This window comes from Methylobacterium sp. 17Sr1-1 (assembly GCF_003173775.1).
Lineage (GTDB): Bacteria > Pseudomonadota > Alphaproteobacteria > Rhizobiales > Beijerinckiaceae > Methylobacterium.
The window spans coordinates 4,280,149-4,292,283 of record NZ_CP029552.1 but is presented as its reverse complement, the minus strand read 5'-3'; the positions used below and the strand labels follow the sequence as shown (position 1 = coordinate 4,292,283).

The window sequence follows — 12,135 nt, the reverse complement described above, 5'->3', positions numbered from 1 at the left end:
GCGAGGATGTCCGTGACCGCCTACCTCACCGCCGCCGAGGCAGCCGCCCGCCTGGGCGTCAGCCGCCAGACCCTCTACGCCTATGTCAGCCGTGGCCTGATCGAGGCGCATCCGACCGCCGATCCGCGGGTGCGGGCCTACGCGGCGGACGCGGTCGCTCGCCTCGCCGCCGCCCGCCATCGCGGCCGGCGTCCGCGGGAGGTGGCCCGCGCCACCCTCGACTGGGGCCTGCCGGTCATGGAGACCACCGTCACGCTGATCCGCGACGGCTGCCTGTACTATCGCGGCACCGACGCCGTGGCGCTGTCGCGGACCGCGACCCTGGAGGAGGCGGCCGCCCGGCTCTGGGCCCTGCCGCAGGACGCCGCCTTCGGGCCCGAGATGTCCGGAGCCGCGCCGCCCGGCGGCGACCTCGTCGGCGCCTTCGCGGCCGCGACGGAGGACGCGCCGACGGCCTCCTGGCAGCAGGATCCGGCCCGGCTCGCCGCGGGATGCGGCGCCCTGGTCCGGGTGCTCGCGGCCTGCGTCACCGGCCGGGCGCCGGACGCCGCGCCGCTCCACCGCCAATGCGCGACGGCCTGGGGCCTGGATTCCGCCGGGGCGGAGGCGGTTCGCCGCGCCCTGGTCCTGTGCGCCGACCACGAGCTGAACGCCTCGGGCTTCACCGCGCGGTGCGTCGCCTCGGCGGGGGCGAGCCTGCGCGCGGCGGTGATCGGCGGCCTCGCGGCACTGAGCGGCAGCCGGCACGGCGGCATGACCGCGCGGGTGGAGGCCCTGTGGGACGCCCTCGACGGGGCCGACCCGGCCGCATCCCTGCGCCGCCAGCTCGCCGGCCGCGAGTCCCTGCCGGGCTTCGGCCATCCGCTCTATCCCGCCGGCGATCCGCGGGCCGCCGCCCTGCTCGCGCCGCTCCTCGCGGAGGATCCGCGCCTGCGGACGATCGCGGCGGCGGCCGAGGAGCTGACGGGCGCGAGGCCCGCCCTCGACGTCGCCCTCGTCGCCCTGCGCCGGCGGCTCGGGCTGCCGCGGGGCAGCGCCTTCGGGCTGTTCGCGCTGGGCCGCTCGGCCGGCTGGATCGCGCAAGGGCTCGAGCAGCGCCAGGCCGGCGGGCTGATCCGCCCGCGGGCGGTCTATGTCGGGCCCGAGCCGTGACGCGGCCCGGTCAAGCGCCACCATCGGGGAAGACCATCGACCATCGTGCCTGTGCTCGAAACTCGGCCGTGCTTGACTTTCCGCCGCGCGGAAAAACACTTTGGGCCCAGGATCGAGGATGCGGGAGCGGGCGATGGTGCGCGGCGGAACCGGACGCTCCGCGTTGCTATCGGGCGCGGCCCTCGCGGCCTGCCTGATGGCGGCGACGCCGGCCCGGGCCGAGATCCAGGTCCTGGCGGCGCGGATCACCGCGGGCGAGCTCTGGGTGCTCGGCACCGCAGACGAGGCGGAGGCCGAGGTCAGCCTCGACGGCCGCTTCACGGCACGAGCCGATTCCCGCGGCAAGTTCGAGTTCCGCCTCGTCTACCACCCGGCGACCTGCATCGTGACCCTGCGCGCCGGCCGCCAGGAGCGCGGCGCGGTGGTGGGCGAGTGCGGCCAGCGGGGACCCGCGGGCCCGGAAGGCCCCAAAGGCGCTGCCGGCCCCGAGGGCCGGGCGGAGGTGAGGACCGTGGCGGGCCCTCCGGGGCCCCGCGGCGAGACCGGCCCGCCGGGGCCACGGGGCGAAGCCGGCGCGCGGGGCGAGGCCGGTCCTCCGGGCCCGGCCGGTCCCGCCGGGGCGCGCGGCGAGGCGGGATTGCGCGGCGAGCCAGGCCCGGCCGGCACGCCGGGAGAGCCGGGCGCACGGGGCGAGGCGGGTCCTGCGGGCGAAGCCGGGCCACGCGGCGAGGCGGGCTTGCCGGGCGCGCCGGGTCTGCGGGGCGAGACCGGCCCACCGGGTCCGGCCGGTGCCCCCGGCAAGCCGGGGCCGCGCGGGCCGGCAGGCCCGGCGGGACCACCTGGCCCGCGGGGGCCCGCGGGACCGGCAGGTCCGGTCGTCCGCGCGCCGGCCGCTGCGGCACGCCCCCAGGCCCCGCAGGCGCCGGCCAGCCGAGCGGCACCTGCCGCCGCCCCGGCGGAGGGCGACGTCTACTGATATCGATGGCCTCCGATACCGATGCACCGGGCCGGGCGGGGGAGGCCGGCCGCGGGTGGACACAGCGCTGCGACATCCGGCGAGCCGACGGCAGACGCCCCGTCACGGCCGCGCTTTGATGCTGTCATACCCGTCGTTGGCCGCCTCGATCGCCGCACCGTGGTCGAGTGCCCACGAGCACAGCGCCTCGAAGGGCTGGCGCAGCGAGTGGCCGAGCGGGGTGATCGCATACTCGACGCCGATCGGTGCGGTCGGCAGCACGGTCCGGGTCACCAGACCGTTGCGCTCCAGCCGCTTCAGCGCGTCCGCCAGCGCCTTGTGCGTGATGCCGTCGAGCCGCCGCTTGATCGCGTTGAACCGCGACGGTCGCGGGCACAGCACCGTGAGGATCAGGATCGTCCACTTGTCGGCGATCTTGTCCAGCACCGGACGGACCCGCGCCATGTCCGCGAGCGCGCATGCGGACGCGGCATCGAGATCGGTATCATCGCGCATATCTAGGCTATCCCAAGTATCTAGTCTATCTCAAGTGCGTTCTTGATAGCAGGTATACGATATGTATCTCATGCGCCATCGCAGATGAAAGGGATGCCGCGATGGCTCGCATGGTGGACAAGATTGCGCTCGTGATCGGCGGGGCGAAGGGCATCGGTCTCGCGGTCGCCGAGCGGCTGGCGATCGAGGGCGCGTCGGTCGTCCTCACCGGGCGTTCCGCCGACGAGGTCGAGGCCGCTGCCGCGAGGATCGGACGCGGTGCGCGGGGTCTCGTCGCGGATGCGGCCGAACGCGACGATCTGCAGCGCGTCGTGGCGGTCGTCCGGGAGACGCATGGCCGGATCGACGCGCTGGTCCTCAATGCGGGCATCTCGGAACCGGCGACCCTGCGCGACGGGACGCCCGAGCATTTCGACCGGCACTTCGCGGTCAACGTCCGTGGGGCCGTCTTCGGATTGCAGGCGGCTCTGGGCGCGATGGGGCCGGGTGCGTCCGTCGTGCTGATGGGCTCGATCGCCGACGCCGCGGGCATCACGCCCTACGGGACTTACTGTGCGACGAAGGCGGCGCTGCGGTCCTACGCGCGCACATGGACGGCGGAACTGGCCCCGCAGGGCATCCGCGTGAACGTGGTGGCCCCCGGCCCGACCGACACCGCCATGATGGCGAGCGTGCCGGAGGACGCGCGGGCCGCGCTGATCGCGCCGATCCCGCTCGGCCGCATGGCGCGTCCGGAGGAGGTGGCGGCGGCCACGCTGTTCCTGCTGAGCGACGAGGCGAGCTTCGTCGCGGGGGCCGAACTATGCGTCGATGGCGGGATGCGACAAGTCTAGCGTCTCGATCGGGGTGTCAGCGTGTCCGCTTCGGCCAGGAAGCGTCGCCGGAGCGGACCGCCGCAAGACCGTCCGATCGCGTTGCCGCACGGGTGCATACCGTGGCATTGCCATCGGATGGTGTCACAGGGCTTTAATTGCGGCCGCATGCCTTCGACGAAGCGGTATCCGCCTCGTCAGACGACGTTCTAAGGCAGCTCCCGCACCACCACGCGCCCGCCTTCCGCCGACAGCGCCAGACGCCCGGCCTTCAAGGCCAGCGCCTTCTCGCCGAACAACCCGCGGCGCCAGCCGTGCAGCACCGGCACGTCGGCGGCGTCGTCCTCCGCCAGGGCCTCGAGGTCGTCGACGGTGGCGATGATCTTGGGCGCCACGCGCTCGTCCTCGCAGACCGCCTTCAGGAGCACCTTGAGGAGCTCGACCAGCGCGCCGTTGCCGCCGCTGCGGGCGCGGCCGCGCTCAGGGATCGGCACGCCCGCCGGGTCGCGCGACAGGCCGCGCTCGACGGCGGCCAGGATGTCGGCGCCGGTGCGCGAGCGCTCGAACCCGGCGGGGATCGTGCGCAGCCGGCCGAGCGCCTCGACGTTGCGCGGCGCCGAAGTGGCGATGTCGATCACCGCCTCGTCCTTCAGGATGCGCCCGCGCGGCACGTTGCGGCTCTGCGCCTCGCGCTCGCGCCAGGCCGCCACCTCCATCAGCACCGCGATCTCGCGGGCCTTGCGCATCCGGCTGCTCAGCCGCCGCCAGGCCTGATCCGGATCGGCCCGGTAGGTGTCGGGGGAGGTGAGGACCGCCATCTCCTCGTCGAGCCAGGCGCCGCGGTCGGTGGCGATCAGCTCGCGGGCCAGGGTCTCGTAGACCTTGATCAGGTGGGTGACGTCCGACAGCGCGTAGCTCAGCTGCGCGTCCGAGAGCGGGCGGCGCGACCAGTCGGTGAAGCGCGACGACTTGTCGATCTTCGCCTTGGCGACGTCGTTGACCAGCTGCTCGTAGGAGACCGAATCGCCGTAGCCGCAGACCATCGCGGCGACCTGCGTGTCGAAGAAGGGCTGCGGCAGCAGCCCGCCGAGGAGCCAGATGATCTCGAGGTCCTGCCGGGCCGAATGGAAGACCTTCAGCACCCGCTCGTCGCCCATCAGCGCGAAGAACGGCGCGAGGTCGATCCCGGGGGCCAGCGGATCGACGAGCGCGGTCGACCCGTCCGGTGCCGCGATCTGGATCAGGCACAGCTTCGGATAGTAGGTCGTCTCGCGCATGAACTCCGTGTCGACGGTCACGAAGGGTTGCGTGGCGAATCGCGCGCAGGCGGAGGCGAGTTCTTCCGTCGAAGTAATCAGCTTCATGACCATCGGCTATAGCGGAGCCGGCCGCCCAGCGCGAGAGACCGACACCGTGGGTTATGGGGATTGCGCGGCGCGGTCACCCGAAATCACGCCGCGCGCGGCCCGCTCCGCCGCGCCTCCCGGCGCAGGGCCGCGGCACGGGCCCGCCGCGTGCTCTCGGCCCGGCGGGTGAGCCAGTCGAGGATGTTGCGCTCCACCCGCTCGCCGGTGTCCCGGTCGGTCAGGCGGTGGATGCGGTCGGCGCGAAAGCCCCGGTAGCCGTCCCGGTCGCGGTCGGTGCCGCCGACCAGCACCCGGCCCGGGCCGATCTTCAACTCGTGCGCCTGCAGCCGGCGCACGCTCCAGGCGCCGTTGCCGTCCTCGTAGACGAGCTCGAACCGGCCCTCGATCGGCAGGACCCGCCAGGCGCCGTCCTGGCGTTCGATGAACGCGGGCTGGCGCTCCATGAACATGTCTCGGCTCTCGGTCGGCATGGCGCGAGCCTCCGGTCGTGGCGCTCCGGCCGCCGCGGGCGCGGCCCGCGGCGGATCCGGCAGGGGGTCGGGGTGCGGCTCGAAGGAGCCGAAAAAGCTGTTCTGATCCATGGGGATAATATAGTTGTTCGTTGTTTGTTCCACAAGCGCGAACGGGGCCGGATCGAGGCCCCGCGCTTGACTTCGTTCCCCCCTTCGCGAATGGGTGCCCACACGCTTTAACGTGCAGGCGGCCCGCCCGCGCGCCCGGTTCCGGGCCCGGTCGAGACAGCCGCGCTTCTGGACAGTCAAGACACGCCCATGCACCGCTATCGTTCCCACACCTGCGGGGCGCTCCGCCCGTCCGACGTCGGCGCGACCGTCCGCCTCTCCGGCTGGTGCCACCGCGTCCGCGACCATGGCGGCGTGCTGTTCATCGACCTGCGCGACCATTACGGGATCACCCAGTGCGTGATCGATCCCGATTCCGAGGCCTTCAAGGCGGCCGAGGCCGTGCGCTCGGAGTGGGTGATCCGCATCGACGGGCGGGTGCGCCAGCGGCCCGTCGGCACCGAGAACGCCGAGCTGCCGACCGGCGCGGTCGAGGTCTACATCACCGACCTCGAGGTGCTGGGCGCCGCCGCCGAATTGCCGATGCCGGTCTTCGGCGACCAGGAATACCCGGAGGAGACGCGGCTCAAGTACCGCTTCCTCGACCTGCGCCGCGAGAAGCTGCACGCCAACATCATGCGCCGCGGCGCGATCATCGATTCGCTGCGCCGGCGGATGCGCGAGGGTGGGTTCTTCGAGTTCCAGACCCCGATCCTCACCGCCTCCTCGCCGGAGGGGGCGCGCGACTTCCTGGTGCCGTCGCGCCTGCATCCGGGCAAGTTCTACGCCCTGCCGCAGGCGCCGCAGCAGTTCAAGCAGCTGACGATGATCGCCGGCTTCGACCGGTACTTCCAGATCGCGCCCTGCTTCCGCGACGAGGACGCCCGCGCCGACCGCTCGCCGGGCGAGTTCTACCAGCTCGACATCGAGATGAGCTTCGTCACCCAGGAGGACGTGTTCCAGGCGGTCGAGCCGGTGCTGCGCTCGGTCTTCGAGGAATTCGCCGAGGGCAAGCGCGTCTCGCCGAGCTTCGTGCGCATCCCCTACGCCGAGGCGATGCTGAAATACGGCGTCGACAAGCCGGACCTGCGCAACCCGCTCGTCATCGCCGACGTCACGGACGAGTTCCTGCGCGACGACGTGACGTTCAACGCGTTCAAGAACGCCATCAAGGCCGGCGGCGTGGTCCGCGCGGTGCCGGCCCCGGGCGCCGCGTCGCAGCCGCGCTCGTTCTTCGACAAGCTCAACGACTGGGCCCGCTCCGAGGGCGCGCCCGGCCTCGGCTACATCGTGTTCGAGGAGGAGGGCGGCACGCTCACCGGCCGCGGGCCGATCGCCAAGTTCGTGCCGGCGGAGGCGCAAGCCGCCATCGCCGCCAAGGCCGGGCTCAAGGCCGGCGACGCGGTGTTCTTCTCCGCCGGGCCCGAGGCCAAGGCGGCGGGGCTCGCCGGCAAGGCGCGCATCCGCGTCGGCGACGAGCTGGCCCTGTCCGACAAGGACCAGTTCGCCTTCTGCTGGATCACCGACTTCCCGATGTACGAGTGGAACGAGGACGAGAAGCGGGTCGACTTCTCGCACAACCCGTTCTCGATGCCGAACTTCGACCACGACGCCTTCATGGCCCTCGATCCCGAGGACCACGCGACGATCCTCGGCATCAAGGCGTTCCAGTACGACATCGTCTGCAACGGCATCGAGTTGTCGTCGGGCGCGATCCGCAACCACCGCCCCGAGGTGATGGAGAAGGCCTTCGGCCTCGCCGGCTACCCTCGGGAAGTGCTGGAGGCGAAGTTCGGCGGCATGCTGAACGCGCTGAAGCTGGGCGCCCCGCCGCACGGCGGCATCGCGCCCGGAGTCGACCGCATCGTGATGCTGCTCTGCAACGAGCCGAACATCCGCGAGGTCGTGCTGTTCCCGATGAACCAGCGCGCCGAGGACCTGATGATGGGCGCGCCCTCCGAGGTCGGGCCCAAGCAGCTGCGCGAGCTGCATATCCGCCTCAACCTGCCGCAGAAGCAGGGCTGATCGGCGGACGTGCCCGGTCTCGTCGCGGTCGTCGTCGCGCATGACAGCGCCGGCGTCCTGCCGGCCTGTCTCGCCGCGCTCGCCCGCGAGCATGTGCCGGCGCTGGTCGTCGACAACGCGAGCCGCGACGGTTCGGCGGATCTCGCCGCCCGTCTCGGCGCGCGGGTGCTGCGGCTGCCGCGCAACGAGGGCTACGGCCGGGCCAACAATGCCGGCATCTGGGCGGCGGGCCGGGCCGAATACGCCCTGATCGTCAACCCGGACGTCGAGCTGCAGCCGGGCGCCGCCGACGCGCTCCTCGCCGCGGCCGAGGCCTATCCCGATGCGGGCCTGTTCGCGCCCCGCATCGTCGAGCCTGACGGGCGGTTCTTCTACCAGCCGCGCTCGCTGCTCGCGCCCTACCTGACCAACCCGGGCGGGCGGCTCCACCCGCCGGAGGGCGACGCCTGTGCGCCGTTCCTCTCCGGCGCCTGCCTGATGGTGCGGCGCGACCTCTTCCTGTCGCTCGGCGGCTTCGACCCTGAGATCTTCCTGTTCTACGAGGACGACGACCTCTGCCGCCGCATCGCCGATGCGGGCAAGGCGCTGGTCCACGTCCACGGCGCGGTGGCGCTCCACGGCCGCGGCGCCTCGAGCGCGCCGGAGCGGGGGAGGGTGCGCCGCTCGCGCTGGCACCAGGCCTGGTCGCGGGCCTACGTCTCGCGCAAGTACGGCCTGCCCGATCCCACGGCTGCGATGCTGGCGAAGAACGGCGTGAAGGCGCTCCTCGCGGCGCTCGCCTTCCGCCGCTCGGGACTCGAGCGCTACGGCGGCTCGGTCGCCGGCGCCTGGGCGGCGCGCCAGGGCCGCAGCGCGCTGGCGCAGGAGGGCTTGGCGCGGGATCCGGCCGTTCAGCCGGAGGCCGGTGCATGGTGACGGTCGCCGCCGGCCTGAGGCAGCCGCACAACGCCTTCGGGGCGGTGCGATTGGCGCTCGCCCTTCTCGTCGTGGTCTCGCACGCCTTCAGCGTCACCACCGGCCATATCCTCGACGAGCCGCTGACGCGCCTGACCGGCTACACGCTGGGCGAGCACGCGGTGAACGGCTTCTTCGCCGTCTCGGGCTTCCTCGTCACGATGAGCCTGATGCGGCGCGGTCCCCGCGACTACGTCGTCGCCCGCGCCTTGCGCATCGTCCCCGGGCTCGTCGCGGCGACGCTCGCCGTCGCGCTCGGCCTCGGCAGCCTGATGACGAACCTGCCGCTCTCCGCCTACTGGGCCGATCCCGGCCTGTGGCGTTTCATTTCCGGCACGCTTACCACCTTCAAGAGCAACGCCGCCCTGCCGGGCGTCTTTTCGGAGAATCCGTTCCGCTTCCCGATGGGCACGGTCTGGACGCTCAAATACGAGGTCCTGTGCTATCTCGGCCTCCTGGCGGCGGGACTGCTCGGCACCCTGCGCCGGCGCTGGCTCGCGCCCGTGCTCGTCGCCGGCCTGGCGGTGGCGCTCGCGGCGGCGGGCCTGCGCGACGGCGAGATGCCGAAGGCCCTGGAGACGAGCTTGCGCCTGCCGCTGATCTTCTCGGCGGGGGCCATGCTCTTCCTCTGCGCCGACCGGGCGCCCTTGAGCTGGCCCCTGGCGCTCGCGCTCCTCGTCCTCGCGGGCCTCGCCCACGGCACAGCCCTCTACGCGCCTTTGCTGTTCCTCGCCGAGGCCTACGGCGTGCTCTGCCTCGGCCTCAACCCCCCGGTCCGCCACCCGGCCCTCGACCCGCGGGCGGACCTCTCCTACGGCACCTATCTCTATGGCTGGCCGGTGCAGCAGAGCCTGCACGCGCTGTTCCCGGCGGCGTCGGCGTGGTGGCTGCTCGGGCCGTCGCTGGCCCTGACGCTGGCGGTGGCGGCCCTGTCCTGGCGCCTCGTCGAGCGGCCGGCTCTGGGATGGAAGGCGCGGCTGATGGGCCGGCGTGAGGCAATGGCCTGAGCGTTCCCGATCGCGACCTGTGGCGTCGCGACGAGCGGCGCGGTATCATGGCATCATGACTCGCGACGACGCCCTCATCCAGCTCAAGGCGCATGCCGACAGCATGCGGGACATGGGCGCGACGTCGCTCTACCTGTTCGGATCGACCGCCCAGGACGACGCCCGGCCGGACAGTGACCTCGACCTGTTCATCGACTACGATCCCAAGAGCCGCTTCAACGGCTTCGACCTCGTTGGCATCAAGCTCTTCCTCGAGGAGCAACTAGGGACCGAAGTCGACGTGACCACCCGCGACAGTCTGCATCCGCGGCTGCGTGCGCGCATCGAGCGATCGGCGGTCAAGGTTTTTTAATCCGGCCGGCTGCCGGCGACTCACGGCTCCGTCTTGTTCTCGTCAGGCTGAGACACCGCGTGTTCGAGCACCCGGGGGATGAAGCGCTGGTACGGCATCCCCTCCCGAGAGGCCGAAGCCTTGACGGCGTCGAGCAATTCCTTCGGTAAGCGCATGTTTACGCGCTCCGTTTTTGGTGAGAACTCGAACTGGACCGGCTTGAATTGCGAGAAATCGAGACCGGATAGATCTTGATCGAGAAATGTCTCGGCTTCCGCATCAGTGTGGAAGTCAGGGATCTTGTTGTTGTTCATATGAATCCGCCTCCTTGCGATGCATGTAGCGGGCGCTGATCGGCCTGATTGATTGCTGATTGCCGCGGCGTATGGACTTGATTTACATGCAAAAGGCCGCCCGATGGGCAACACTTGATGGAAATCATACGACTTCCGCTTAATACAGTCAGATAAATATTGAGCGCGTCTCCCCTCTCCCGTGTGGAAGAGGGGTTGGGGGTGAGGGTGGCTCGGGTTCAGGATTAAGCATGAACCGTTGATCTGCCAACACCACGGTTCGAGCTTTACTCGGAAGCGCGCCACCCTCACCCCTACCCCTCTCCCACACGGGAGAGGGGATCCCGCGCTCTATTTGACGCGGAACAGATCAAACGAAGACGGTATCAGGTGCTGTTCATCGCCGAAAACTTCAAGTCAGACACGATCTGCTACAGCTTCGATCTCAAGCATCAAGATGTCGATCATCCCGCGTCGCTGAGGTAATCCATCAGAATCTGGCGACTCTTCTCCAGCGTGGCAATCTTGTCCGAGATGCGGTGCATCTCCCGCTCCAGCGCCGGGCGAACCTCCTTGCAGGGCTGGAAGCGCTGTCCCTGATCGTCGACGCAGGGCAGGACGATCCGGGCGGTCGCGAGGGTGAGGCCGGCGGCACTCAGGGCGCGGATGCGCTCGACCAGACGGACGTCGTCCTCGCCGTAATCGCGGTAGCCGGAGGTCCGGCGGGCCGGTTGCAGCAGGTGCTCCCGCTCGTAGTAGCGCAGCATCCGCACGCTGACGCCCGTCCGGCGCGACAATTCACCGATCTGCATCACCCCTCCGACCCGGCTTGACCCTGACAGCGCTGTCACCCTTTAGCGATCGGCGCATGCCCGGTTCAAGGAGTGACGGCATGTGGTCGAGAATCGCCCTTCTGGCAGTCGGAACCTTCGCGATCGGCACCGACGGGTTCATCGTGGCCGGCGTCCTGCAAGACATCAGTCATCGGCTGGACGTGAGCGTGGCCGCCGCCGGTCAGCTGGTCACGGTCTTCGCGGTGGTCTACGCGATCAGCTCTCCCGTCGTGGCCTCCCTGACGGCGAACCTGCCGCGCCGCACCCTTCTGCTCGTCGCCCTGTCCGTCTTCATCGTCGGCAACGCGATGGCGGCTCTGGCCGAGAGCTACGCGATGCTGATGGCCGGCCGGATCGTGGCCGCCGTGGCATCGGCGGCCTACACGCCCTGCGCCTCCGTCACCGCCGCGATCCTGGCGGGGCCGGCCCATCGGGGACGAGCCCTGTCGGTCGTCATGGGCGGCATCACGGTCGCCACCATCGTCGGGGTACCGGTCGGAACGTGGCTCGGCGAGCCTGGCGGCTTTCGCGCCGCCTTCTGGCTGGTCACGGGTCTCGGCGTGGCGGCGCTCGCGGGGCTCGCCCTCCGGCTTCCCGAGCTCCCGGCTCCGCCCGCGGTCACGCTCGGCGAGCGCGTGCGCTCCCTGCGCCTGCCGCAGGTCCCCGGAACGCTGATCGTCACGACCCTGGCGATGACTGCGGGCTTCACCGTCTACACCTATATCGGCCCGCTCCTGGCCGAGACGATGCATGCCGAGGGCCGGACCCTGAGCCTGGTCCTGTGCGCGTTCGGCATCGCCGGGACCATCGGCAACGGGCTCAGCGGCTGGCTCGCCGACCGGTGGGGCGCGAACCGCACGGTCGCGACGAGCCTGATCGCCGTCACGGGGATCCTCGCGGTGTTTCCCTCCCTGGCGACGACGCTGCCGGGCGCTCTCCTCGGCGTCGCGGTCTGGAACAGCGCGGGATGGCTGCTGCTGCCGGCGCAGCAGCATCGCCTGCTCGCCACGGCGCCGCAGGTCGGCCAGATCCTGGTGTCCCTGAATGCCTCCGCCCTGTATCTCGGCATCGGCGTGGCGGGCCTTCTCGGCGGGTGGGTCATCCAGCTCTGGTCGGCCCGTGCCCTGGGACCCGTCGCGGCTCTGGTGGCGGCTCTGGCGCTGGTCGTCCACGTCCTGAACGCCCGCGACAGCCGCCGCTCTGCGGTGGTGCGCGAGCAGGGTTAACGGAATGTGAGCCATCCTGCGGGCATGACGGGTGTCGATCCGCGCCCGCCGCCATCCCGCGCCGGCCGCCCTAAATCAAGCTCGAACACCGAGCCCCGCGTCAC

13 protein-coding genes are annotated in these 12,135 nt (G+C 71.2%); 8 read left to right on the top strand and 5 right to left on the bottom strand.

Going from position 1 to position 12,135, the window contains the following annotated elements:
* The first annotated feature begins 12 nt into the window (after nucleotides 1-12).
* Together DK412_RS19355 and DK412_RS19350 are read left to right on the top strand one after the other, a co-directional pair.
* On the top strand, nucleotides 13-1,152 hold the full coding sequence (locus DK412_RS19355; RefSeq protein ID WP_109975378.1) for a citrate synthase: 1,140 nt from the start codon (nucleotides 13-15) through the stop codon (nucleotides 1,150-1,152).
* A 133-nt stretch (nucleotides 1,153-1,285) separates the two neighbouring features.
* Nucleotides 1,286-2,128: a collagen-like protein gene (locus DK412_RS19350; protein ID WP_162596249.1), complete on the top strand. Its 843-nt coding sequence runs from the start codon at nucleotides 1,286-1,288 to the stop codon at nucleotides 2,126-2,128.
* Nucleotides 2,129-2,230: 102 nt separating this feature from the next.
* Here DK412_RS19350 and DK412_RS19345 read toward each other — a convergent pair whose 3' ends face one another.
* Nucleotides 2,231-2,623 carry a helix-turn-helix domain-containing protein gene (locus tag DK412_RS19345; protein ID WP_109973271.1) on the bottom strand — a complete coding sequence of 131 codons (393 nt, stop codon included), beginning with the start codon at nucleotides 2,621-2,623 and terminating at the stop codon, nucleotides 2,231-2,233.
* 101 nt (nucleotides 2,624-2,724) lie between these two features.
* On the opposite strand from DK412_RS19345, the gene DK412_RS19340 reads away from it, so the two are divergent.
* Nucleotides 2,725-3,456, top strand: coding sequence for an SDR family oxidoreductase (locus DK412_RS19340; protein ID WP_109973270.1), 732 nt, complete (start codon nucleotides 2,725-2,727; stop codon nucleotides 3,454-3,456).
* 188 nt (nucleotides 3,457-3,644) lie between these two features.
* Here the strand turns inward: DK412_RS19340 and rnd are convergent, their stop codons facing one another.
* Both rnd and DK412_RS19330 read right to left on the bottom strand, forming a co-directional pair.
* Nucleotides 3,645-4,799: a ribonuclease D gene (rnd, locus tag DK412_RS19335; RefSeq protein ID WP_109973269.1), complete on the bottom strand. Its 1,155-nt coding sequence runs from the start codon at nucleotides 4,797-4,799 to the stop codon at nucleotides 3,645-3,647.
* An 86-nt stretch (nucleotides 4,800-4,885) separates the two neighbouring features.
* Nucleotides 4,886-5,272, bottom strand: coding sequence for a hypothetical protein (locus DK412_RS19330; RefSeq protein ID WP_245447094.1), 387 nt, complete (start codon nucleotides 5,270-5,272; stop codon nucleotides 4,886-4,888).
* A 300-nt stretch (nucleotides 5,273-5,572) separates the two neighbouring features.
* On the opposite strand from DK412_RS19330, the gene aspS reads away from it, so the two are divergent.
* From aspS to DK412_RS19310, 4 genes are read left to right on the top strand one after another with little or no spacing between them, the layout of a single operon-like run.
* Complete coding sequence (gene aspS / locus DK412_RS19325) at nucleotides 5,573-7,387, top strand: aspartate--tRNA ligase (RefSeq protein ID WP_109973268.1); 1,815 nt, start codon at nucleotides 5,573-5,575, stop codon at nucleotides 7,385-7,387.
* 9 nt (nucleotides 7,388-7,396) lie between these two features.
* Nucleotides 7,397-8,302 (top strand): glycosyltransferase family 2 protein, encoded by a 906-nt coding sequence (locus DK412_RS19320; protein WP_109973267.1) that lies wholly within the window; start codon nucleotides 7,397-7,399, stop codon nucleotides 8,300-8,302.
* Nucleotides 8,296-9,348 carry an acyltransferase gene (locus DK412_RS19315; RefSeq protein WP_109973266.1) on the top strand — a complete coding sequence of 351 codons (1,053 nt, stop codon included), beginning with the start codon at nucleotides 8,296-8,298 and terminating at the stop codon, nucleotides 9,346-9,348. The genes DK412_RS19320 and DK412_RS19315 overlap by 7 nt, the downstream gene beginning before the upstream one ends.
* A gap of 55 nt (nucleotides 9,349-9,403) precedes the next feature.
* Nucleotides 9,404-9,700 carry a nucleotidyltransferase family protein gene (locus DK412_RS19310; RefSeq protein WP_109973265.1) on the top strand — a complete coding sequence of 99 codons (297 nt, stop codon included), beginning with the start codon at nucleotides 9,404-9,406 and terminating at the stop codon, nucleotides 9,698-9,700.
* 20 nt (nucleotides 9,701-9,720) lie between these two features.
* On the opposite strand, the gene DK412_RS19305 is transcribed toward DK412_RS19310, so the two are convergent.
* Nucleotides 9,721-9,993 (bottom strand): CopG family antitoxin, encoded by a 273-nt coding sequence (locus DK412_RS19305; protein WP_109973264.1) that lies wholly within the window; start codon nucleotides 9,991-9,993, stop codon nucleotides 9,721-9,723.
* 443 nt (nucleotides 9,994-10,436) lie between these two features.
* On the bottom strand, nucleotides 10,437-10,784 hold the full coding sequence (locus tag DK412_RS19300) for a MerR family transcriptional regulator (RefSeq protein WP_109973263.1): 348 nt from the start codon (nucleotides 10,782-10,784) through the stop codon (nucleotides 10,437-10,439).
* 80 nt (nucleotides 10,785-10,864) lie between these two features.
* Between DK412_RS19300 and DK412_RS19295 the strand changes: the two genes are divergently transcribed.
* The gene (locus tag DK412_RS19295; protein WP_162596248.1) at nucleotides 10,865-12,031 is read left to right on the top strand and encodes an MFS transporter; all 1,167 of its coding nucleotides are present in this window, start codon (nucleotides 10,865-10,867) and stop codon (nucleotides 12,029-12,031) included.
* The last annotated feature ends 104 nt before the right edge of the window (nucleotides 12,032-12,135 follow it).

Bases quoted from the DNA above. Each gene is read 5' to 3' on its own strand.
- DK412_RS19350 (WP_162596249.1), top strand. From the start codon at position 1,286: ATGGTGCGCGGCGGAACCGGACGCTCCGCGTTGCTATCGGGCGCGGCC.
- DK412_RS19345 (WP_109973271.1), bottom strand. From the start codon at position 2,623: ATGCGCGATGATACCGATCTCGATGCCGCGTCCGCATGCGCGCTCGCG.
- DK412_RS19340 (WP_109973270.1), top strand. From the start codon at position 2,725: ATGGCTCGCATGGTGGACAAGATTGCGCTCGTGATCGGCGGGGCGAAG.
- rnd (WP_109973269.1), bottom strand. From the start codon at position 4,799: ATGAAGCTGATTACTTCGACGGAAGAACTCGCCTCCGCCTGCGCGCGA.
- DK412_RS19330 (WP_245447094.1), bottom strand. From the start codon at position 5,272: ATGCCGACCGAGAGCCGAGACATGTTCATGGAGCGCCAGCCCGCGTTC.
- aspS (WP_109973268.1), top strand. From the start codon at position 5,573: ATGCACCGCTATCGTTCCCACACCTGCGGGGCGCTCCGCCCGTCCGAC.
- DK412_RS19315 (WP_109973266.1), top strand. From the start codon at position 8,296: ATGGTGACGGTCGCCGCCGGCCTGAGGCAGCCGCACAACGCCTTCGGG.
- DK412_RS19310 (WP_109973265.1), top strand. From the start codon at position 9,404: ATGACTCGCGACGACGCCCTCATCCAGCTCAAGGCGCATGCCGACAGC.
- DK412_RS19305 (WP_109973264.1), bottom strand. From the start codon at position 9,993: ATGAACAACAACAAGATCCCTGACTTCCACACTGATGCGGAAGCCGAG.
- DK412_RS19300 (WP_109973263.1), bottom strand. From the start codon at position 10,784: ATGCAGATCGGTGAATTGTCGCGCCGGACGGGCGTCAGCGTGCGGATG.
- DK412_RS19295 (WP_162596248.1), top strand. From the start codon at position 10,865: ATGTGGTCGAGAATCGCCCTTCTGGCAGTCGGAACCTTCGCGATCGGC.